The sequence below is a fragment of the Trichocoleus sp. DQ-A3 genome, from assembly GCF_039961975.1.
GTDB lineage: Bacteria > Cyanobacteriota > Cyanobacteriia > Cyanobacteriales > FACHB-T130 > FACHB-T130.
The window spans coordinates 121,196-143,110 of sequence record NZ_JAMPKC010000012.1; the positions used below are offsets into that span (position 1 = coordinate 121,196).

A 21,915-nucleotide genomic window follows, 5' to 3' on the forward strand; every position below is an offset into this window, starting at 1 on the left:
GCTTCTTCTCCTTTTGCAGTTTACAGGTATACTCTGATGGCGGCTCCTGTTAATGTCTCACTGCCAACTTTCGAGTCAACTGTGTCAAGTCCAGATCAGTACCAAAAACTGCTGAGTCAGATTGCTAGGAATATCCGTCGCACGCTCGATCTAGATACCATTTGGCAGCAAACGGTTAGAGGGCTAGGAGAAGCGCTTAACGTTAGTCGCTGCATCATCTGCAACTACGAAAGTTCTAAGCCCAAAGTGCAGGTGGTGGCGGAGTATTGCCAGGAGACGTTTCGGTCGATGCTGGGACAACAGTTACAGCTTGCCGAGCAACCCTATCTAAGGCAAGCACTGGAGACACAAGGCGAGCCAGTTGTGGTAGAACAGGCTGGGGTGAATGCGTTTGGGCAACAATCGGTATTAGTCGTTTCTACCTGCTATCAAAACCAGCCAAATGGCGTCATCGCTTTGCAACAGTGCGATCGCACTCGGCGATGGAACGATGCCGAAGTTGAGTTAGTTAGAGAACTGGCAGATCAGGTGGGAACCGCGATCGCTCACGCCACCCTGTATAAAGAATTAGAAGAAGCCCGCGAACAAGCAGAAGAAGCTTCTCGCCTTAAATCAGAGTTTCTGGCAAATACTTCCCACGAACTTCGGACACCGCTAAACGGCATGATTGGCTCCCTGAAGCTGATCCTAGATGGGACGGTAGACGAGCCAGAAGAGCAACTGGATTTTATCCAAGATGCTTACCGTTCAGCTTTACATCTCCTCAACCTGATCAATGACATTCTCGATGTCGCCAAAATTGAAGCAGGCAAAATGGAGCTGGAACTGGGACAGGTGAAGCTGGAAGAACTATTCGGGGATGTCGAGGAATTTACCCAGAATCAGGCGCAGCAGAAAAACCTGAGCTTATGCATTCAAATGCCATCTACCTACGATGAAATTATCCTGTATGGCAACTACCAGCGGCTGCTCCAGGTGATGTTAAACCTGATAGGGAATGCAATCAAATTTACCCATGAAGGCGGCGTCACGGTCAGTGCCGAGGTCAGTAAAAAGAAACTTAAGTTTGGAGGACAGGAATGTCCAGGCGTCGTGAAAGTCCAAGTCGCCGATACGGGGATTGGTGTCTCCCTTGACAAGCAAGACAAACTATTTCAATCATTTAGCCAGGTGGATGGCTCTCGCACTAGACAGTACGGTGGTACCGGATTGGGATTGGCAATATCTCAAAGGCTGGTAGAAGCAATGGGTGGGGTCGTAAACTTCTACAGTATGGGCGAAGGTCTGGGTTCAACAGTTACGTTCACCGTGCCTCTGTATCAAGAGCCGGTAATGATTTCAACACAACAGACAGGTTCGATGGATTGTTAATGTAGGTGCCACTTTCGGGGATTGATGAAATTGGGTTGAGTTGGCTCTACCAGTTGAAAGCACAAACAAGCTGCTTGCTGGTAGTTTCAGGCTCTACGATGAAATTTCGAGAAAGCAAGCACGCCAACATCGCCTGCGAGGTCAACAGGATTCTATGACTGAGCCAATTTCCGAACCGTACCAAAACTTTGAACCAAATTGCTAACAGGAGCGATCGCACACTCAATCTAAAAGCGATTTTCAGCAAACGGTTGAAAGTTTGGGAAAAGCACTGGACATAAGCCGGTGCCTTAGTTTTAATTGTTCGGTAAAGTGAATGGCTCTCACACAACTCCCGGTGCGGGTACGAGACTGGGACTAACAATCTCTCAAAAACTGCTTGAAGCAATGGCTGGCAATATTCATGTTCATCGTTACGGCGAAGGACTCGGCTCAACAGTCATGGTCACTGTACCCCTGTATCAAGCTTCGGTGATGATGACTACGCCACAGACGGGTTCAATAGGGCTATTAATCTAGGTGGGTACAGCGACGCTATCGGATTTTTCTGCTAACCCCAGTTTTCAGATAATTGTGTCGCCAAAGCGTGTCACTACTCTGCAAACATTTTTACACTAGGAAAGAAGTTGATTAAAGTAAGAGTCTATGACTGAGCAAGCAAATGCTCGTGACTTGTTTCGGGCTGCCTACGAAAACCGCTACACCTGGGATACTAATTTCCCAGGATATAGTGCTGATGTAGAACTCAAGCAAGGTGATGAAGTCTACAAAGGCAAAATTCGCATCAACAGCGACATGACTGTTGAAGTTACCGGCATCGAAGACGAAACGGTGCAAGAGAGCATCTATACTCAGCTCAGGGATATTGTCACCCACCGCAAGCGGGGGTCTTTTGACAAAGCTCACGGCAAGAACGAATTTAACCTGGGGGAAACGGACGCCAGCGGCGCTACGGAAATTCTGGTTAAAGGCGATGCGATGGGATCTAACTACAAAATCCGAGGCACTGAAATTTGCCAGGTGAGTCGGGTAATGGGTCGAATGGCATTTGTCATCGATACTGCTGAAAGTTTAGACACCGGAGAAGGCTACGCCGCCAGTCGCTACGATGTTGTCTTCCGGAATCCTCAGACAGGTGAATTGCTCAGAGAAATGCAATTTGAGGATACCTTCGAGAAAGTCGGCGATTACTACGTGATGACCAAGCAGGTAATTCACGCGAATGAGCAAGGTCAAAAAACGACCACCGAGTTCAACTACGCGAACGTCAAGTTACTGGAACCAGCAGCGGTATAGGCAGTCGGCGTTACAATACGCTCTCAGCGGTTCCCAGTGTTCTCCATTTTCGCGATGAGTTTTTATCTCTGCGTGAACTAGGATCAACATAGCTGCAATAGAAAGAAAGATTCGATAAGGTAAACTAACCATGTCACAAACACTGGCACTGACTTCAGAAAACGTCGAACAAGTTTTGGATGAACTGCGCCCTTACTTAATGTCCGATGGTGGTAACGTTGAGCTGGTAGACATCGACGGTCCAGTCGTGAAGCTACGCCTCCAAGGAGCCTGCGGATCTTGCCCTAGTTCAGCAATGACGCTGAGAATGGGAATTGAGCGCCGCTTGCGTGAATTTATTCCCGAAATTGCCGAAGTTGAGCAAGTCCTTTAAAGGCAAAAGGTAAAAGGCAAAAGATTTTTTCTGATTTCTTTTGCCTTTTTAGTTTAATTGAACCAGTCTTTTCAAAGCCAAAGGCAAAAGAAATAGAACAGATATTTCTTTTGCCTTTTTAGTTTCTACTATTTACTTTCCCTATGCCCCATCCTCTCTATATCTCTTTCATCTGGCATCAACATCAACCTCTGTACAAAAGCCGCGCAGTCAATCAGTATCGTTTGCCGTGGGTGCGGCTGCATGGGACGAAAGATTACCTAGATTTAGTGCTGCTGCTGGCTCGTTATCCGAAGCTGCATCAAACGGTTAATCTCGTGCCATCTTTGATTTTGCAGTTAGAGGATTATGTTGCTGGCACGGCGATGGACCCATACTTAGCAGCAGCTTTGACGCCGGAACAGCAACTGAGTGATGAACAAAAAAGATTTATTATTGAGCATTTTTTTGATGCCAATCACCATACCTTAATTGACCCTCATCCTCGCTACGGAGAACTTTACGGGCAACGTCAAGAAAAGGGGGAAGAATGGTGTTGGACAAATTGGAATCCGCAAGATTACAGCGATTTGCTCGCTTGGCATAATCTGGCGTGGATCGATCCTTTGTTTTGGGACGATCCAGAGATTGAGGGCTGGTTGAAGCAGGGAAGAAACTTTACTTTAAGCGATCGCCAGCGAATTTTCTCTAAACAACGAGAAATCTTGAGTCGCATCATTCCGCAGCACCGGCAGATGCAGGAAGCAGGGCAACTGGAAGTATCGACAACGCCCTACACGCACCCGATTTTGCCCTTACTGAACGATACCAACTCTGGTCGGGTGGCGGTGCCCAACATGACCTTGCCGAAGCAGCGCTTCCAGTGGGCTGAAGATATTCCCAGACATCTCCAAAAAGCTTGGGATATGTATAAAGATCGGTTTGGGCAAGAACCGCGTGGTTTGTGGCCTTCAGAACAATCGGTTAGCCCCGAAATTTTGCCTTATATCGCCAAACAGGGATATAAGTGGATCTGCTCCGATGAAGCCGTCTTAGGTTGGTCTAAGAAGCAATTTTTCCATCGAGACGGTGCGGGGAATGTCTACGAACCCGAATTACTATATCAACCTTATCGGCTGCAAACCGAGTTCGGCGACTTAGCGATCGTGTTTCGGGATCACCGATTATCAGATTTAATTGGCTTTACTTATGGAGCGATGGAACCGCGCCGCGCCGCCGCCGACTTAGTCGGGCATTTGGAAGCGATCGCTCGCACCCTGAAACACCGCCAGAAAGGAGGCGGTACAGCCCTAGAACAACCGTGGCTGGTCAACATTGCCCTTGATGGCGAAAACTGTTGGGAACACTACCATCTGGATGGTAAGCCCTTTTTAGAAGCTCTTTATCAAACGCTGAGCGACCACTCAGAGCTGAAATTGGTCACGGTTTCGGAATTTCTAGACCAGTTCCCTCCCAAGGCAACCATCCCCGCCGAGCAGCTGCACAGCGGCTCTTGGGTCGATGGCAGCTTTACAACTTGGATTGGCGATCCCGCCAAAAATCGCGCCTGGGATCTCTTAGAGGATGCGCGGAAAGTCTTGGCTAGCCATCCAGAAGCAACCGAGGAAAACAATCCAGAAGTTTGGGAAGCTTTGTACGCCGCAGAAGGTTCCGATTGGTTCTGGTGGTTTGGCGAAGGTCATTCCTCAAACCAAGATGCCATGTTCGACCAGCTGTTCCGGGAACACCTGTGTGCGATTTACCAAGCTTTAAATGAGCCGATCCCGTCGAACTTGCGCCAACCCGTAGAAGCTCACGAAGCGCGGGGAGACCATCGACCCCAAGGCTTTATTCATCCCACCATCGATGGACTGGGTGACGAACAGGATTGGGATCGCGCTGGTCGGATTGATGTGGGCGGATCGCGGGGTACGATGCACAAGAGCAGTGCCATTCAGCGTCTTTGGTACGGCGTGGATCACCTTAACTTCTATCTACGGCTGGACTTCCAGACCGGCATTCAACCGGGTAAAGGCTGTCCGCCAGAGTTGCATTTGCTGTGGTTCTATCCCAACCAAACAATGCACAATAGCCCCATTCCGCTGGAAAATTTACCTGACGAAGCGCCACTGAACTATCTGTTCCACCACCATTTAGGGATTAACTTACTGACTCACACGATTGAGTTTGAGGAGGCTGGGGAACATTTCAAGTGGCATCCTCGGTTTAGCCGCGCTCAAGTGGGTTTAAATAAGTGTTTGGAAGTGGCAGTTCCTTGGGCAGATTTGCAAATCGGTCCAGATTTTCCGCTGCGGATGGTAGCTATCTTAGCGGATGGCGAACGGTTTAGTAGCTATGTGCCTGAAAATGCCTTGATTCCGATTGATGTTCCTTAAGAATTCAATCGCAAAAATCAGGGATTTTTGTAAAATCCCTGATTTTTCTAACTTTGATACCGCATAACTGTCCAAACATTTCCACTAATTAGGGTATCTAGTTGGAAAATGTGAAAACTTGATTTGAGAGGCTGTGAGATTTCTTGCCAAGGAACAATCGTAAAGCCAAGTTGCGAATAAAATCGTACTAATTTAGGCTTACAGACTAAATAGAGGGGATGGGTCGCTTCTTGAACAAGACGCTTCACTAGATGGGAACCCAGGTGCTGGCTGCGCCAAACAGGTTTCACAAATAAGTAATACAGCATAGAGTGCGTACTATAGCCGTTTATTTCACCGCAAGCTACTAACCTTCCATTACATTCAATGACCCAGAACCGCGACCAATTGACAAAAGCATAGGTGAAAATTGAGAAGAAAAATAGAATAAAGGAAGCGGCCAAACAAAGAGTAACAATAAAAAGAAGTGCAAGGATAAGAAATAAAATAATTCCGAGCAAGAAATTAGAAGCAAGAATTTTGATAATTTGTATGATTGCTAGCATGAAAAAAGTCAAGGCAATCAAAATTAGGAAATTGAAAGATAAAACTCTCAGATCAAATTTTAAAGCCTCAGATTTTGTAAATTCTAATAATAATTGCTGAATTAACCATTTTTCTTCCGCACGGGCTGGTCGGAGAACACACCCTGGTGGCAATGAAGGAGGTAGGTCAGCCATTAGTCCATTTTGTTGCAGCAGTGAACATCAAAGTCTGCGGCGATGAGGGCAATATTAGCAGTATGGGAGCCGTTGTCGTGTTTAAATAAACTGGAAATTTAGGAGCGATCGCTAACTATCCCTACTCATGTATCAGGGTTGGGTGTTACCGTCACCCGACGATCGACTTCATCAATCGTTATCGATGCCAAGCCAAACTGCTCAATCACCCACGCATTGGTCGTTAGGTGGGTGCTAATCTCCGCCACTCGGTATTGACTCGTCGAGTCAGCTAAAGCCGCTGGCAATAGCAACTGATCCCCCAGGTGTACATCGACGGGTGCGCCAGTGTTATGAAAATCCAGCAACTCCTGACAAGCCATATCGGCAACTTTATCGGCTGGCAGTCCCAGACGTCCCAAAGCACCAAAGAAAGCCTTGCTATTCTCGTACTCAGCGGTGAGGAAAATCCCCGCCCCCGGTGCGATACCCCTTTCCCGTAAGGGTTGGACAGTGGCTTTGAGATCTGCTTGATGCAACACATTCTCGGCGCGGCTAGCCATCCGTTGGGGAATGTGGGAAGGAAGTTGTGTCACCACAGCAATCCCCCGCACCTGCTGAAATTCTCCAGGTTCCAGAAGGCTAATCCCTCGCAATGGTTGGATTTCCCTGTTCTTACCCCTAACGCCCCTACCGCTAACGCGAAGTTCCACTTCTCCTTGACCTTGGGGATACCACCCCCAACTGCGTATCCTCACCTCAGCTTCCACTCCCATCTGACGTAACAGAGGCAAGTAGACTTGCTCAATGTAGGTATAAGCGGGACTATAGGCGACATGGGTGCCGCCGCGCAGCGTCACCTGCGATTCTCCCTGCGCGATCGCTAAGGGCAGCAAAATTGTCTGCAAAACCAAAGTAACCGCACCCGCCGAACCGCCTTCTTGTGCTTCGGTAACATCAAAGGTGTATTTTCCCAGTTGGATTGAATCACCCGGAATAAACTCTAAAGCCGTTGAACCCAACGTATCCCCCTGCACTTTCGCTCCGCAGATGGCAGCAGCGGCACGCACAGCCGTTAAGTGTTGGGCAGCGAGTCCGGGCTTTTTGCGTCCCGCCCGAACCCGCCCGATTCGGATCGGATGGCCTGCGATCGCCGCCAGGCTGAGGGAAGTCCGTAAAACCTGTCCGCCGCCTTCTCCGTAGGAACCGTCGATGTAAATCATGAGTAAAAGGATGCTTCAAACGTATTATGAAGGAAGTGACCAGATTTTAACGGCGCGGCATGGGAACAGTTTGGGAATTAGATTTTTATTCGCGTCCAATTTTGGACGAACAACAGAAAAAGATTTGGGAATTATTGGTGTGCGAAAGTCCGTTGGATATCCGCACGAAACCTGAGTCCCTGTTTCGTTACGCCGAGTTTTGCCCCAATAGCACGGTAAATTCGATCTGGCTGCGAACGACGTTGGAAGAAGCGATCGCTAGGGCAGCTGAACCTCCTCAAAAAATCCGCTTCTTCCGCCGCCCGATGACCAAAATGATTGTGAAAGCCTGCGATGAGTTGGGCATTTCCGCTCAGCTGAGCCGCCGAACTTTTACATTGTATCGGTGGCTGCAAGAGCGGATGCAGGACGTTTATCCCCAGCAATCGGGCTACCAAGGAGTTGCCCCGAATCCCTCTGTCCAATACCAACCCCAGCCGCCCCAACCTTTACCGGATGCGCTGGTTGGGCAAAAGTGGGCATTTGTAACCTTGTCAGCGGAAGCCTTTGAGGAAATGCACGAGTGGGACATTGGCTTTCGAGAAGCTTTCCCACTCATTGGATTAGGAGATTTCGCGCCTTTGCCACAGGAGACGCAGATTCCAGGAGTGGTGATTTTCTCTCCCAGAGCAGTGCCAATGGCTGGCTGGATGTCGGGAATTGAACCGGCGTTCCTGAAATTTAATCGGAACACACCGCCTAGATTGCTTTTAGAGACGGGTGAGAGTAATAGCTGGATTTTGGCAAGTATCAAAGATTCAAAAACTTTGACGGAAGCCGAAAACTTTGAGGACGCCAAGCGAAAAGCTGGGATGTTGCATTTTTTAGCGATTCAGTCCGATCCGCAATCAGAATCCTTTGCGGGTTTTTGGCTAATGCAAGAATTGCCTCTGAGTTAAATTGATTCCAAAGTAAATCTTTCGGTTTCGCAATCAGACTGGGAGAATAGAAGACAAAGACATAAAAAAAGGCTCTCAGACAAGCATAAAAGTCGGAGTAAAAGCGCGGATGTTGAGACTGAGCGACAGAATTTCGCACTTTCTACTTTGACTTTATGAGGGCGTCTTGGCGGTTCCATCAATAAATTCCACGGTCAGAATATGGGTTTTAACGATTTACCACAAGAGACGCTAGCAGAGCAGTTATTGGAGTTAGCCACTCGTTCTGGAGCCGAGGCAGCGGAGGTTTATCAAGCGCGATCGCTTTCTCGCCCAGTTTTTTTTGAAGCCAACCGGCTCAAACAACTGGAAAGTGCCCAATCAGAAGGGACGGCGTTGCGGCTGTGGCGAGAAGGGCGTCCGGGTTTAGCCGTTGCTTATGGTCCTGTGGAACCGCAAGCACTGGTAGATCGAGCGATCGCTTTGTCGGCACTCAACGGAGTGGAAACCGTGGAATTGACTGAGGGACGGGCATCTAAGTATCCCGACTTGGGCGAGTTTATGCCCGTCGAGGAGCTGATATTAATGGGCAAAGAAGCGATCGCCCTCGTCCGAGATGCCTACCCAGAAGTCCTCTGCACCGCTCAATGGGAATGCGAAGCAGAAACGACGCGCCTTGTCAACACCAAAGGATTGGATTGTCGCTATACCGATACGACCCTCAGCTGTTATCTGGCAGCCGAATGGGTGCGGGGGGATGATTTCTTGAGCGTTGGCGATGGACAAACCCAGCGGGATAGCCTCGATCCGGTCGCCTTGGCAAACCAAATTTTGCAGCGGTTAGCGTGGGCGAAAGAAAACATTTCACCCCCCATCGGTCGCGTGCCCGTGTTATTTACCGCCAAAGCAGCGGATATGCTTTGGGGAACCCTCTCAGCTGCACTGAATGGGAAACGAACCCTTGAGGGGGCTTCGCCGTGGAGCGATCGCTTGGGCGAACCCGTGACTTCAAAAGCCCTCACCATTACCCAAAACCCAGAATCTGGGCCGTTTAGCTGTCCTTTTGATGATGAAGGCACGGTCACGCGGAATCTGGAATTTATCAAAGACGGCATTTTGCAGCTGTTTTATACCGACCGCACGACCGGACGCCAGCTGGGTAGCGGGACTACTGGAAACGGGTTTCGTCCCGGTTTAGGTAGTTACCCGACACCGGGGCTATTTAATTTGCTGATTCATCCGGGAACTGGGGATCTGCTGAGCTTAATGCAGCAGATGGGTGATGGGCTGGTAGTAGATCAGATGCTGGGAGGCGGTTCTGGGATTTCGGGGGACTTCTCGATTAACGTTGACCTGGGCTACCGGATCAAGAACGGTCAGGTGGTCGGCAGGGTAAAAGATACGATGGTGGCAGGTAACGTATACGCAGCCCTCAAGCAGCTAGTGGCATTGGGAGGCGACGCCGAGTGGAATGGTTCGGTCTATACCCCATCTCTGATTGTGGAAGGGCTGTCTGTCACCGGCAAAATGCTGAGTTAATCCGAATCGAAGACTGGCTAATTGCCCGTTAGCCGTTAGCCATTAGCCATTAGCCATGAAATGAGTTGAGGGCAAAATGTTGAATGACTTATGAATTATTTGAGAGTGTTAAGTTCTCAAGTTTTGTCTTTACACTCAAGACTCAAATTTCCCAAATCCAAGGTCAAAGCTTTCTTACAACCCAGACGGCGTTTAGCGATCGCTGAAGCTTGTCTAATTGGGTTAGTATCGGGACTCGCCGCAGTTCTGTTCAAAGTCGGCGTCGGGACCTTGGGTGCATGGCGAGTTCATGCTTCCCACTTTCTCCCTGCATGGTTCGCATTACCCGCCATTGGTTTATCCTTTGGACTCCTCTCCGGCTTCCTAGTCGAACGTCTGGCACCAGAAGCAGCGGGGAGCGGCATTCCTTTTGTTAAAGCTGCCCTTTCTCAATTCCCCATCGCCCTGAATTTACGAGTTGCCCTCGTGAAGTTAGCCAGCAGCATTATTGCTCTGGGTTCCGGACTCACCTTGGGGCGTCAAGGGCCAACCGTGCATATCGGTGCAGCCGTTGCTGCTCAATTCAGCCACTGGGTTCCTACTTCGCCCGACCATCGCCGCCAGATGATTGCCGCTGGTGCGGGTGCTGGGTTAGCGGCTGGTTTCAATGCACCGATTGCCGGTGTGCTGTTTATTGTCGAAGAACTCCTCCAAGATTTATCCGACCTCACCTTGGGCACAGCCATTCTCGCATCCTTTATCGGTGCGGTTGTGTCGCGGCTGCTGGGCGGTCGTAGCCTTGACCTCAACCTCGATATTAGCCAATCTCAGACTAGCTTTTTTGCCCAAGAGATTCCTTTTTACCTGTTGTTAGGAGCCTTGGCTGGGGTGCTGGGGGCAATGTTTGGGAAAGGAATTTTTACTTCCCTCGCCTTCTATCGCCGCCTCAAACTTTCTCTACCGCTGCGAATTGGGCTGGCTGGATTAATTTCTGGTATCGTAACCGCCCTTCTCCCCTCAACATTTCGAGACAACACCGGGCTGCGAGAGTCCCTGCTGGCAGGTGGAGTGAGCTGGGAAATGGCAGCGATCGCTTTTGTGGCTCAGTATATACTCACGCTCGTCGCCTGTGGTTCTGGTGCCCCTGGCGGGTTATTCGCGCCTTCCCTGATTCTGGGGTCTGGGCTTGGCTATCTGGTCGGGTTCGTGCAGGAGGTAACCTTGGCAGTGGGTTCACCGACTACTTACGCCCTCGCTGGCATGGGGGCATTTTTTAGTGCCGTCTCCAAAGCGCCCATCACCGCTATTGTCATCGTTTTTGAAATGACAATGGACTTCAATCTTGTTCTGCCGCTGATGATTGGGTCTGTTGTTGCTTACCTGGTGTCAGAAAAGATAGTTAGGGGGTCACTCTACGATCGCCTGCTGAAGTGGAATGGGATTGAACTAGAGAAAAAGCCAACTACCGATGGACTCTTATCGATGCTGAAGGCGGCAGACGTGATGCAGCGCCGAGTCGAAACCTTAACCAGCAATATGACCCTTGATGAAGCCGTGCAAGCCTTCTCTCGCTCCCATCATCGCGGCTTTCCGGTTGTGTATAAGGAGAAACTGGTTGGGATTATTACCCAAACTGACCTTGCTGGAATTGCCCAACGGGGATTACCAGGGAACGCCCCTTTGAGCAAAATCATGACCCCGAAGCCGATGGCGGTAAACCCTACCGACTCCTTGGGTGATGTTCTCTATTTACTCAATCGCTATCAACTCAGTCGGTTGCCAGTGACGGAAGGGCGCAAGCTGATTGGGATTATTACCCGTGCTGATATTATTCGGGCGCAAGCAGATAAGCTGAACGGTCAATCGGTGAATATTGGCCCGCGTCCGGAGCCTTCTTACTGTGTTTATCAAACTCGTTCTCCGGCAGTGGGAAGCGGACGAATGCTCGTTACCATCGCCAACCCGCAAACTGCACCTGCATTGTTGCAGATGGCAGCGGCAATTGCCCGCGATCGCAACTACGAAATCGAATGTCTTCAGGTTATCTCGGTTCCCCGCAACAGTGCCCCTGCTCAAACGCCCGTCAGCACTACCAAAAGTCGTCGGCTGCTCCGTCATGCCGAAAAACTGGGGCAAGATTGGCAAATTCCCGTCCACACTCAGATCCGCGTGTCTCATGATGTTGCTCCAGCGATTCTGGAAACCATTAACGAGCGTCACATTAATTTGCTGCTGATGGGCTGGAAAGGCACCAGCATCACGCCCGGTCGAGTTTTTGGCGATGTGGTAGACACGATCATCCGGCAGGCTCCCTGCGAGGTGGTGCTGGTGAAAATGGGCGAAGAGACTCCAGGTGTAGAAGAGCCGAGAAGCAGAGGCATCAGGGCGCATATCGCTGCCAATTCTCCCCGGCCGCCCCGCATCCTGGCACCCCGGCATCGCATCGGCACCCACTCACCCACCGTGTCCCTCTGCTTCAATCGCTGGCTGGTTCCGATTGCTGGTGGTCCCAACGCCCAGCAAGCTTTGCAACTCCTACCCGCTTTGATGTGTCTGAGTAAGACACCCGCCATTGAGCTAGCCCAAGTTTTCCATCCTTCCACCCTCTTGCCGGACACCGCCATGTTAGAAAAATCAGCCTTGTTCCTCAGCCGCCAACTGAGTGCAAGCGTGACGGCGATTCCCCTTCGTTCCAGTTCTGTCTCGGATGCCGTGATCGATCTAGCGCAAGCTGACGCCTGCGATGTGGTGATATTGGGTGCTAGTCGGGAAGGGCTATTGCAGCAGGTGATGAAGGGAAATATCCCCGAAGCGATCGCGCGTGGCGTGAAAAGCACCGTGATTTTGGTAAGAAGCGCCCAGTAAAAAATTAAACAGAAGAATTATTCATTTCTGGTTAATTTCTGATTTTGACTTGCCCCTCACGGATTTGCACCACAGGTCGATTCGCCATCCGCAATAAGCGTTCGTCGTGCGTTGTCACCATCACAGTCGCACCGAAGGCGTTGAGTTTCTGGAGAATTCTCAGCACCGATGCCGAGTTATCCGCATCGAGATTTCCAGTGGGTTCATCTGCCAGTAACAGCGGCGGCGTTCCGACAATGGCGCGAGCAAGACTGACGCGCTGTTGCTCTCCACCAGAGAGTTCTTCAGGAAAACAATCCGCTTTATGCTGCAACCCGACTAATTTCAGCGTTGGAGGAAGGCGGCGCTCAATTTCCTTGCGCGTGAAGCCTTGCGCCCACAGTACAAAAGCAATATTTTCCGTTACTGTCCGGCGGGGGATGAGTTTGTAGTCTTGAAAAACAACGCCGATGCGCCGCCGCAGCAAAGACAGGCGATGACCCCGCAACTGCGCCACGTTGCAGTTATCGACCATGACCTCGCCATCCGTGGGGCGTTCTTCCCCATACAACAGCTTTAAGAGTGTTGATTTACCAGAACCAGAAGGCCCGGTAACAAACAAGAAATCCCCTCGCTTAACTTCCAAATTCACATCCAATAACCCACGGCTGCCATTGGAATAAATTTTTGTCACTTCCCGCAATTTCACCATGACTGCTGAGGAGGCTGAGTAATTGGCGTCCCGTGCGTCACTCCGGCGATCTTTGCCAATGCTGGGATGAGCAGAAGCTGTGGTCATATAAAAGTTATCAGTGCGTAATGCTAAGGGCTAATAGCTAATCGCTCATCGTTCATGGCAACTTCAATGAACAATTAACAATTCAAAACTCATAACTTTTTACCACAGCTCGCAAGGCAAATTGCGGTAAAGCCATCATTCTTCGCCAGCGCCAGGGTTCTTGATACAAGCGATAAAGCCATTCCAGATGATTATCCCGCAACCAAGCGGGTGCCCTGGATTTAATTCCAGCCCAAATATCAAAGCTACCGCCGACACCAATCCAAATCGATTCGGGACACAGGTGTCGGTTTTGGGCAATCCATAATTCCTGACGGGGAACGCCTAAACCCACGAATATCAGACGGGGTTGGAGAGTTTGCAGGGTTGTCTTAAATTCTGGTTCTGCTTCGGGTAAGAGGTAGCCGTGTTGACTCCCAGCGATCGCAATTCCCGGCACTCGTTCCTCCCAAACCGCAGCTGCTGCTTGCGCGACTCCCGGTGCCCCACCATAGAAAAAAATCGGGCAAAGCTTCCCCATTTGCCCAGCTTCCTGTAAAAGTGACTCTGCCAACTCAATTCCCGGACAGCGTCTCAGGCGTCTACCCTTTAGCCGCAAATAAAGGACAACCCCAGCTCCATCCGGAATCACCAGTTCAGCCTGCTGGATGATCCCCGCAAGGCTGGGGTTGTCTTCTGCCTGAATCGCCATTTCCGCATTTAGCGTAACGACATGACCGCCTACCTTCTCATGTAGGCGCGAGATTAGCCACTTAGAATAGTCTTCTAACAGATGAACGGGCACTCCCAGGACGGGAAAATGTTCGGGTTTCTCCAATAGCATCGAATTTTGGTAAGGCTTTACACCAGCCATAGCAGCTCTGTCGTTTCAAGACTATGAACGCTAACTTATTCGCTGTATTGTAGAGTATTCCCGAACTTTGGTACAGAATCGGGAAACAGAATTTTTTTATATTTGCAGATCGTATTTTCTCTTCAGATAGCTCTCTTAAGAGAGCCATCTGCGTATAACTCCAGCGGCACCAGTTCAGTTTTTCCGTTTACATTAACCTTTGAGTAGACGATTCTCACAAAGGGAGCTTTATTTTGGTTGTAGCGATAAGACATATTAAACCTCCACGCGAACCTAGATTTTTAAAATTTTTAAGTTGATTTTATTTCAATGTCTTCTCTTTAGACTTACTTCTCTTCTACACTAAGTCGCTTGAAAGTTCTAGAAGAGAATAGTAAGCTTGCTAATAACCACTTTGTAAAAGATCGGACTGTGCAGAACTAGATTTGTATCGTCTAAAGCCATCTATATTAAGGGTAAATCTACAGAAATTTTCTGTCATTAACCCTTGGGCTTAAGTCTGTAGATACACAGAAACCGCATTACTTTAAGTGAATACTTCTTGAGATAGAGATCGGTGAAAAGGGAAGTAATCTCTGTTCTCCCATGCTCATGTCAATAACTTCTGCCCAGTCGTCGCGTACCAAGCGTTGAGAAAGCCGCCGAATCATCGTAGCATCGGCGACGCCATCAATCTCTAGCACATCCAAATGCTCAGGATATAACCAACTCCAAAAAACGATTCCCAGGCTTTACTTTAACGATGCTAGCCAGTAAAAGAACCAGATTCCGATAAGGTTGGCAGCGAGATCGGACAAGGTGGAGGAACGAAGCCGTGAGAGAGCTTGCAGACTCTCATCAAATAAGGCAAAGAGACTAATCAGAATCGGTGCTAGTGGCAGGCTTATGGAACGAGACCAAATATTAATCATCCGGTTTCCTAAAGCTTTCTGACCTAAGTAACTGGCAAAACCTAATAAAATGAAATGCCCAATTGTGTCATAAAAAGGAATGGCGGAAATTTTGACAGGGACAATTCCCCAATAAGCCAAAACAAAAATTGTCAATAAAATCAGGAAATAAAGAATAAAAGCCAGAATCCAGCGCCAGTTTGATTTCATTCCCATTGCTCTCTGAGGCGCGTGTCACCTCTCAGCGTAAGTTTAGAAAATCTGTTTGCTTTCAATTAAAATAATTTCAATAAATTTAACTGGTTATATTTAATAACAAATTACACAACTATACTGCGATTTGTTTATGAAATTAAAGGGAATTCTTCTTAAAATACGTCCATTAAAACAGATTTTTTAGGGTGGTAGGCGGTCAAGCAGAGACACGATTAATCGTGTCTCTACAACCCATCCATTTTGGCTGACAAATTTGGTTGACAAGCTAGTGCATTAAACAGCGTTAAGCGTGGCGGTTGACTTCTTGTTGGAGCCACGGATCGACCGGCTGTCCATCTTTGCGGCGCAACTCAATATCAATAGCGATCGCTTCTTTGGCTCCCGGCGGCGCGGGTTGCTGATGGAAGAGAATATCATATTCGGCTGGATCGTGATTGCGCTCTCGCAGCCAATCCTGCACCTTCACTGGGGCGAAGATAGATTGCCCGTCTTGGAACATCCGGGTAATCTGCATCTGTAGCGTGTAAGGATTTAAGCGACCCATAAAGTTTTGCCTTTCTAAACAGCGATATCTATAAACTTCTAGATCACACTAGCAGTTTTTCTGTTTTTCTGCCGATGAGTAGATAAGTCATCATTTCTCCCTTTCCTTTCACCTGGATTGCACCCCGCTCTTCCCATTGATATTTGTCCTGTAAAAGCTGGTAAGTGGCGGCGGTAACTTGAATAGAACCAGTTACTCCGTGGGATTCCATGCGACTTGCAGTATTAACCGTATCTCCCCATAAATCATAGATAAACTTTTTCAAACCAATGACTCCAGCAACAACCGGGCCAGTGTTAATGCCAATTCGGATGTTGAACTCTTCGCCATTCACTGCATTGAATCGGTCAATTGCCTTTTGCATATCTAACGCCATTTCGGCAATAGCTTCTGCATGATCCGGGCGAAGGATGGGTAAACCGCCAACCACCATATAGGCGTCCCCAATTGTCTTGATTTTTTCCAACCCATGTTGTTCAGCGAGTTGGTCAAAAGCTGAGAATATTTGATTGAGCAAGTTAACCAGTTCTACAGGGGATGTATGAGCAGCCAGTTGAGTAAAACCAACGATATCTGCAAATAGAACTGTGACTTCGGCAAAGTTATCAGCAATGATAGTATGTTGTTCTTTTTGTAAACGCTCAGCGATCGCTTGGGGCAAAATGTTGTGTAGCAGCCTCTCCGCCTTCTTCTGCTCCGCTTTTAGTTCTTTTAAAGATGACTCTAAAGTTTCTAACATCCAGTTAATTGTCCGAGCCAGGAGCGACAATTCATCTCTGCCAGCAATTAAGACGCGCATTGACAGATCGCCTTTAGTACCAATGCTCCGAACCTCCGTACTGAGATAAGCTAGCCGAGACAGAAGCAATTTTTCTAACAGAAATAAAGTTGCCCCCGTAAACGCGATCCCCACGACCAAAGTAGATATACCCAGCGACACTACCAGATAAGTCAGAAGAAGTTGGCTTTGTTGATAAAATTCTTTGGGCATATCAACTCGCACCAGCATTACGGGTTTGCCGTCAATGTCCCGCAGTAGGGTATATCCCACCATCCCGCTATTGCTGAGCGATCGCACCAAAATCGAAGAAGAACTATCGGACATTTTTGACAAAGCCGGACGCACCGATTTGAAGTCGTCAGGTAGTTGCGGATCGTTTGCCAAGTACGCAGTGATAGGTAAATGGGTCAACTCGCTCAAAGCCTTGACTTTTTCAGTATTCAGGTAACGCCCCAAGATCAGCGTTCCCCGGCTAGGCCCTTCACCCTGGCTATTGAGAATTGGCCCTACGGTGATCGCCATTGGCCCTTGGGGCAACAGAACGATGCCAACATAGTGGTCAAGTCGTTCAGAGTTCTTTAGCAGGCTTGTGTTAGCCGCTAAATATGCCTGGATTTCCTTCGGAGTGGGGATTGCTTTGCGCTGCTTCAGGTTGAAGCTTTGACTAAAAACCAGCTGACCAGAGGAATTGATAAATAGGATTAAGTCGGATCTGAGCGATCGCAAGGAAATATCATTCAGATTGCGATCGATATAGCGGCGGTTGCCATCCTTGATGAAGTTATAGGTGTCATCCCACATCGCCCATTGGTCGTTTAGAACGCTGAACTCACTCAGGTAGTTAGAGAAGGCATCCTGAACTCGTTGAACGTTCCGGTAAGCCTCCCGTTCGTACAATTTGGCGAAGCCTCTCAGCAGGATGGTTGACGAGGTGACATACAAAACCCCTATCAAACTTACGACGGTAACGCCAATCGTCAGCAGTGTTTTCTCTCGTAGTTTCATGCCCCTGAATGAGCGGTCAGCGATGCAGGTACTGACACGCTACACCTAAAGTACCCAAAATCTGAGCAAGTATTTAAGTATTAAAGATTAAGAGTGCGTTTAAGACTCGCCCAAGGCTGATTGCAACTGGGTGCGTGCTGTTTAGAGGGCTTTGTTTAGCTTGCTGCGATCGCGATTTCCATCTAGTAATAGATTGGGTCGTCCGCTGTCGAAGGCTACATATATACTAAAGTTGAGATTTAAAAATCTCCTGCAAGCACGAATAGATTTTGGAGTCCAACCGATATTTCTCAATCATCTAACTCTGCCAAGAATTCTAATACTAAACCAAATCTTACAATTCCCTGCTTGTATTCATCCCGTACTTCTGCAATTTGTTCTACTAATTGATGGCAACTTTAAATTAGGCGTTTATGAAGAATATTTAGAAGCATTTCCTGGTCTTCTAAAGATAAAGCTTCAACTGCTGCAATTGCTTGTTGAAATGCAGATGGCTGTGTTGCTTCAGTCATAAATTAAAAACTGTTCGTAATAATTTCAAAAATAAAATCATAGGAAGCGATCGCATCCCTTTCAATTAAAGACGCGATCGCTTCCTTCTATTCGCCTAAACCAGACTTTAACTGAGTTCTAGCGCTTTCTAAGGCTTCTTTCAGCTTGCTGGGATCGCGTCCGCCTGCTTGCGCCAGGTTGGGGCGTCCGCCGCCGCCGCCACCGCAAATTTTAGCGATCGCGCCAATGAATTTCCCAGCCTGCAATCCTTTCTTATTGACTTCCGGGCTGAAATGTGCTACTAAACTTACTTTATCTGCTTCGGGAATTGATGCCAAGAATACAGCACCATTACCTAATTTTTGCAGTAATCTTTCAGCCGCATTTTTGAGGGATTCGGCGTCAACATCACCCAATTCGGCAACTAAAATTTTGAACTCGCCGACTGTTTCAGCAGTGCTGAGTAATTGGTCGGATTTCGCAAAAGCGAGTTCTGCCTTTAATGCTTCTAGCTGCTTTTGGGATGCTTTTAATTCGTTCTGGATGTTAGTAATTCTGTCGGGAAGTTCTTCGGGTTTGACTTTAAAGCGATCGCTCAAATCCTTAACCACTTTCTCCCTTACATTCAAGTATTCCAGAACCGCTGGCCCTGCCACTGCTTCAATCCGGCGCACTCCAGAGGCAACACCCGCCTCGGAGACTATCTTAAATAGCCCAATTTCAGCAGTATTGTGAACGTGAGTTCCGCCGCACAATTCCATCGAAACGCCAGGGACATCCAGTACCCGCACTTCATCGCCGTATTTTTCGCCAAACATCGCGATCGCGCCTTTCGCTTTGGCTTCCGCGATTGGCAGGATTTCGGTTTCGGCGGGATGTGCTTCCGCGATCCAAGTATTGATTTGCTCTTCGATTTGTTGTACTTGTTCGGATGTCACGGGACGAGGACAGTTGAAGTCAAATCGCAGCCGATCGAAGGCGACCAAAGAACCCGCCTGAGTAATCGATTCATCGACAAATTTCCTCAATGCCGCTTGCAGCAGGTGCGTTGCGGTATGATGCGCTTGCACGCGACGGCGACAAGACAAGTCAATTTGGGCAGTTACAGCATCTTCTACCCGCAGCGTACCGCGTTCGATGCGACCGAAATGGACGAAGAAATCGGATTCTTTCTTAACGTCTTCAACTCGTACCAAAACGGAATCGCCGGAGATATAACCGCGATCGCCAATTTGTCCGCCCGATTCTGCGTAGAATGGCGTCTTATTCAGGACAATCTGCACTTGTGTTCCCGCTTCCGCCGCTTCGACAGATTTGCCTTCTACAAGAATCACTTCTACTTGCGATTGGCTGGAAGGTTGGGTATAACCCAGAAACTCGGTGCTGTGAATGTGTTCGGCTAGCTTATCTAGGGAACCTTGTAGGGTGAGATCGATGGTTTCGTGGGCGGATTGCGATCGCGTTTGCTGTTCCTCCATCGCCGCATTGAAGCCTGACTCGTCTACGGTGAGTCCTTCTTCCTCTGCAACTTCCTGAGTGAGTTCTACAGGGAAGCCGTAGGTGTCATAGAGAGTAAAGGCGTCTCGTCCGCCAATTTGAGTTTTGCCTTCCTGTTTCACCCGCTGGATAATTTCATCCAACAGTTTCTCACCTCGTTCCAGTGTCTTGAGGAAGCGAGATTCTTCCCGTTGCAGTTCCGCTTTGATTTGTGCTTCTCGCACCCGGACGATCGGATAAGCGGATTCGGAAAGCGCGATCGCAGTTTCCGCTACTTGCGGCGTAAATTCCTCTTGAATGCCAATCAGTCGTCCGTGACGCACCACGCGCCGAATCAAGCGCCGCAGCACATACCCCCGCCCAATATTCGATGCGCGAATTTCATCGGCAATCATGTGGACGACGGAACGGACGTGATCCCCAATGACCTTCAGGGAAACTTTCGTCTTTTCGTCGCTGCTGGCGTAATCAATTCCGGCGATTTCAGATGCAGTTTTGACGATCGGGAAAATCAGGTCAGTTTCGTAATTGTTGGGAACCTGCTGGAGGATTTGCGCCATCCGTTCTAGTCCCATCCCCGTGTCGATGTTCTTATTTTGCAGCGGCGTTAGGTTGCCTTCTGCATCCCGGTTGTATTGCATGAACACCAGGTTGTAGAACTCGATGAACCGGGTGTCATCTTCTAAATCAATCTTGTCATCACCGCGTTCTGGGTAGAAATCATAGTAAATTTCCGAACAAGGGCCACAAGGACCTGTGGGACCAGATACCCAGAAGTTATCCGCTTCTCCCATGCGTTGGATTCTGGCTTCGGGAACGCCAATTTTATCCCGCCAAATCGTATAAGCTTCCTCATCTTCCCTGAAGACACTAACGACAAGGCGTCCTGGGGGTAAACCAAAAACTTGTGTTGACAGTTCCCAACCCCAAGCGATCGCTTGTTCTTTGAAATAATCCCCAAAGCTGAAATTACCCAACATCTCAAAAAACGTGTGATGTCGGGCAGTCCGTCCGACATTCTCAATATCGTTGGTGCGGATACATTTTTGAGAAGTCGTGGCACGCTTGAACTCAGGCGATCGCTGTCCTAAAAATATCGGCTTAAAAGGCAGCATCCCGGCGATCGTTAGCAGTACGGTGGGATCTTCTGGCACTAAGGAAGCACTCGGCAAAACTTGATGTCCTCGCTGGGCATAGAAGTCGAGGAATTTTTGCCGAATTTCGCTACCGCTAAGGAACTGGGAGGAAGAAGACATGGGAATTTACAAGGGCTTGGTATCGGTCAACTTTATCTATTTTTACATTTGTTTATGCCTTGTTGTAGCCCTTCTCGTTCAGGCATTGCAAGGCAGGGGAATTGTTTCTCTTTACTAACGCTTATTTGCTGTATTTAAAGACTTGTCAAGTTTGGTAAAATCGGGGATTTTGTCTGGAAATGGGGTGCTAATTTAATAGTGGACACCAGGAAGTTTAGAAAAACAAGGAGGCAAATGAAAAACGGAATGGGAAACATAGACGCGGTGTCCCCGGTCTGTTACCCAAGAGCAGCAAGAACCAACCAAGCATAGACTGTAGTGGTAAAAAGCACTGAAGGGGCAAAAAGCCAAGCTGGTGCAAAGCCAAACTAAGGTCTGGGAAGACTGGACTATGCTGGAATACTAAAGATCAAGGTGAAGCTGCCAAACTTATCCACCCTAGTTGTTGAAGTTCATTTTTTGAGAAAACCAATCCTTTCGATCTAACGGGCTTAGTCGCACTCGACTAAGCCCAAAAATGTTTTTAGGGGACTTTTTATCGAGGATGCGAACTGACAAGTCAGCGCTAGGCTAAGGCGATCGCGCCCGAATGCGAAATCTGCATTATCGCTCAGCAGGCTGATTTATCCAGCACTGTGACAACGGTAAAATAAAGGCTTCTCGAATCGCATCCTTGCAAACTTAATTGACTTGAATTGAATTTATGGCACTCCAACTAAAAGTTCCCACTATCGCCTGTAATGGCTGTGCAGAAACAATTACCGACACGATCCATACGATGGAACCCGACGCCAAGGTGGACGTGGATGTAAAAGCCAAGACGGTGACAGTGGAAGCTCAAGCTTCTGAAGAAACAATCAAACAAGCGATCGTGGCGGCAGGTCACACGATTGAAGGTTATCAATAACCATACTCTGCATTATTAGGGTTAATTTTGAGCCAGTTGGGTAATCACCTAACTGGCTTT

At 48.5% G+C, this 21,915-nt stretch carries 17 protein-coding genes and 1 pseudogene; 9 read left to right on the plus strand and 9 right to left on the minus strand.

From position 1 onward, the window contains the following. Positions 1-96: 96 nt before the first annotated feature. The 5 genes and pseudogenes from NDI44_RS18000 to NDI44_RS18020 all read left to right on the plus strand — a co-directional run. Positions 97-1,371 (plus strand): annotated as a pseudogene (locus NDI44_RS18000) (ATP-binding protein); the annotation flags it as partial. A gap of 312 nt (positions 1,372-1,683) precedes the next feature. Continuing rightward, entirely contained in the window at positions 1,684-1,890 is a 207-nt protein-coding gene (locus tag NDI44_RS18005) for a hypothetical protein (protein WP_339380931.1), read from the plus strand. Between the two features lie 126 nt (positions 1,891-2,016). Next, on the plus strand, positions 2,017-2,667 hold the full coding sequence (locus tag NDI44_RS18010) for a DUF3386 domain-containing protein (protein ID WP_190411327.1): 651 nt from the start codon (positions 2,017-2,019) through the stop codon (positions 2,665-2,667). Between the two features lie 130 nt (positions 2,668-2,797). Continuing rightward, positions 2,798-3,040 (plus strand): NifU family protein, encoded by a 243-nt coding sequence (locus NDI44_RS18015; RefSeq protein WP_190411328.1) that lies wholly within the window; start codon positions 2,798-2,800, stop codon positions 3,038-3,040. A 143-nt stretch (positions 3,041-3,183) separates the two neighbouring features. Then, entirely contained in the window at positions 3,184-5,415 is a 2,232-nt protein-coding gene (locus tag NDI44_RS18020; RefSeq protein ID WP_190411329.1) for a glycoside hydrolase, read from the plus strand. Positions 5,416-5,462: 47 nt separating this feature from the next. Here the strand turns inward: NDI44_RS18020 and NDI44_RS18025 are convergent, their stop codons facing one another. Further along, positions 5,463-6,134, minus strand: coding sequence for a GNAT family N-acetyltransferase (locus NDI44_RS18025; protein WP_190411330.1), 672 nt, complete (start codon positions 6,132-6,134; stop codon positions 5,463-5,465). A 125-nt stretch (positions 6,135-6,259) separates the two neighbouring features. Then, positions 6,260-7,336 carry an RNA 3'-terminal phosphate cyclase gene (gene rtcA / locus NDI44_RS18030; RefSeq protein ID WP_190411331.1) on the minus strand — a complete coding sequence of 359 codons (1,077 nt, stop codon included), beginning with the start codon at positions 7,334-7,336 and terminating at the stop codon, positions 6,260-6,262. A 59-nt stretch (positions 7,337-7,395) separates the two neighbouring features. On the opposite strand from rtcA, the gene NDI44_RS18035 reads away from it, so the two are divergent. The 3 genes from NDI44_RS18035 (at position 7,396) to NDI44_RS18045 (ending at position 12,636) form a co-directional block, all read left to right on the plus strand. Beyond that, positions 7,396-8,274 carry a Tab2/Atab2 family RNA-binding protein gene (locus NDI44_RS18035; protein WP_190411332.1) on the plus strand — a complete coding sequence of 293 codons (879 nt, stop codon included), beginning with the start codon at positions 7,396-7,398 and terminating at the stop codon, positions 8,272-8,274. Positions 8,275-8,475: 201 nt separating this feature from the next. Continuing rightward, positions 8,476-9,792, plus strand: coding sequence for a TldD/PmbA family protein (locus NDI44_RS18040; protein WP_190411333.1), 1,317 nt, complete (start codon positions 8,476-8,478; stop codon positions 9,790-9,792). Between the two features lie 90 nt (positions 9,793-9,882). Continuing rightward, the gene (locus tag NDI44_RS18045) at positions 9,883-12,636 is read left to right on the plus strand and encodes a chloride channel protein (protein ID WP_190411334.1); all 2,754 of its coding nucleotides are present in this window, start codon (positions 9,883-9,885) and stop codon (positions 12,634-12,636) included. Positions 12,637-12,667: 31 nt separating this feature from the next. On the opposite strand, the gene ftsE is transcribed toward NDI44_RS18045, so the two are convergent. The 7 genes from ftsE to alaS all read right to left on the minus strand — a co-directional run bounded on the left by ftsE (position 12,668) and on the right by alaS (position 20,948). Further along, positions 12,668-13,327 (minus strand): cell division ATP-binding protein FtsE, encoded by a 660-nt coding sequence (gene ftsE, locus NDI44_RS18050; RefSeq protein ID WP_190411357.1) that lies wholly within the window; start codon positions 13,325-13,327, stop codon positions 12,668-12,670. A 169-nt stretch (positions 13,328-13,496) separates the two neighbouring features. Beyond that, positions 13,497-14,237, minus strand: coding sequence for a WecB/TagA/CpsF family glycosyltransferase (locus tag NDI44_RS18055; protein ID WP_190411358.1), 741 nt, complete (start codon positions 14,235-14,237; stop codon positions 13,497-13,499). 551 nt (positions 14,238-14,788) lie between these two features. Further along, complete coding sequence (locus NDI44_RS18060; RefSeq protein ID WP_190411335.1) at positions 14,789-14,950, minus strand: hypothetical protein; 162 nt, start codon at positions 14,948-14,950, stop codon at positions 14,789-14,791. A 48-nt stretch (positions 14,951-14,998) separates the two neighbouring features. Continuing rightward, positions 14,999-15,367: a VanZ family protein gene (locus tag NDI44_RS18065; RefSeq protein WP_190411336.1), complete on the minus strand. Its 369-nt coding sequence runs from the start codon at positions 15,365-15,367 to the stop codon at positions 14,999-15,001. Between the two features lie 289 nt (positions 15,368-15,656). Next, positions 15,657-15,917: a hypothetical protein gene (locus NDI44_RS18070; RefSeq protein ID WP_190411337.1), complete on the minus strand. Its 261-nt coding sequence runs from the start codon at positions 15,915-15,917 to the stop codon at positions 15,657-15,659. Positions 15,918-15,960: 43 nt separating this feature from the next. Beyond that, complete coding sequence (locus NDI44_RS18075; protein ID WP_190411338.1) at positions 15,961-17,703, minus strand: adenylate/guanylate cyclase domain-containing protein; 1,743 nt, start codon at positions 17,701-17,703, stop codon at positions 15,961-15,963. A 599-nt stretch (positions 17,704-18,302) separates the two neighbouring features. After that, entirely contained in the window at positions 18,303-20,948 is a 2,646-nt protein-coding gene (alaS, locus tag NDI44_RS18080) for an alanine--tRNA ligase (protein WP_190411339.1), read from the minus strand. A gap of 703 nt (positions 20,949-21,651) precedes the next feature. On the opposite strand from alaS, the gene NDI44_RS18085 reads away from it, so the two are divergent. Continuing rightward, positions 21,652-21,855, plus strand: a complete 204-nt coding sequence (locus NDI44_RS18085; protein WP_190411340.1) for a heavy-metal-associated domain-containing protein — start codon at positions 21,652-21,654, stop codon at positions 21,853-21,855. The last annotated feature ends 60 nt before the right edge of the window (positions 21,856-21,915 follow it).

Coding starts and splice junctions, on each gene's coding strand:
- NDI44_RS18010 (WP_190411327.1), top strand. CDS start 2,017: ATGACTGAGCAAGCAAATGCTCGTGACTTGTTTCGGGCTGCCTACGAA.
- NDI44_RS18015 (WP_190411328.1), top strand. CDS start 2,798: ATGTCACAAACACTGGCACTGACTTCAGAAAACGTCGAACAAGTTTTG.
- NDI44_RS18020 (WP_190411329.1), top strand. CDS start 3,184: ATGCCCCATCCTCTCTATATCTCTTTCATCTGGCATCAACATCAACCT.
- NDI44_RS18025 (WP_190411330.1), bottom strand. CDS start 6,134: ATGGCTGACCTACCTCCTTCATTGCCACCAGGGTGTGTTCTCCGACCA.
- rtcA (WP_190411331.1), bottom strand. CDS start 7,336: ATGATTTACATCGACGGTTCCTACGGAGAAGGCGGCGGACAGGTTTTA.
- NDI44_RS18035 (WP_190411332.1), top strand. CDS start 7,396: ATGGGAACAGTTTGGGAATTAGATTTTTATTCGCGTCCAATTTTGGAC.
- NDI44_RS18040 (WP_190411333.1), top strand. CDS start 8,476: ATGGGTTTTAACGATTTACCACAAGAGACGCTAGCAGAGCAGTTATTG.
- NDI44_RS18045 (WP_190411334.1), top strand. CDS start 9,883: ATGAATTATTTGAGAGTGTTAAGTTCTCAAGTTTTGTCTTTACACTCA.
- ftsE (WP_190411357.1), bottom strand. CDS start 13,327: ATGGTGAAATTGCGGGAAGTGACAAAAATTTATTCCAATGGCAGCCGT.
- NDI44_RS18055 (WP_190411358.1), bottom strand. CDS start 14,237: ATGCTATTGGAGAAACCCGAACATTTTCCCGTCCTGGGAGTGCCCGTT.
- NDI44_RS18065 (WP_190411336.1), bottom strand. CDS start 15,367: ATGAAATCAAACTGGCGCTGGATTCTGGCTTTTATTCTTTATTTCCTG.
- NDI44_RS18070 (WP_190411337.1), bottom strand. CDS start 15,917: ATGGGTCGCTTAAATCCTTACACGCTACAGATGCAGATTACCCGGATG.
- NDI44_RS18075 (WP_190411338.1), bottom strand. CDS start 17,703: ATGAAACTACGAGAGAAAACACTGCTGACGATTGGCGTTACCGTCGTA.
- alaS (WP_190411339.1), bottom strand. CDS start 20,948: ATGTCTTCTTCCTCCCAGTTCCTTAGCGGTAGCGAAATTCGGCAAAAA.
- NDI44_RS18085 (WP_190411340.1), top strand. CDS start 21,652: ATGGCACTCCAACTAAAAGTTCCCACTATCGCCTGTAATGGCTGTGCA.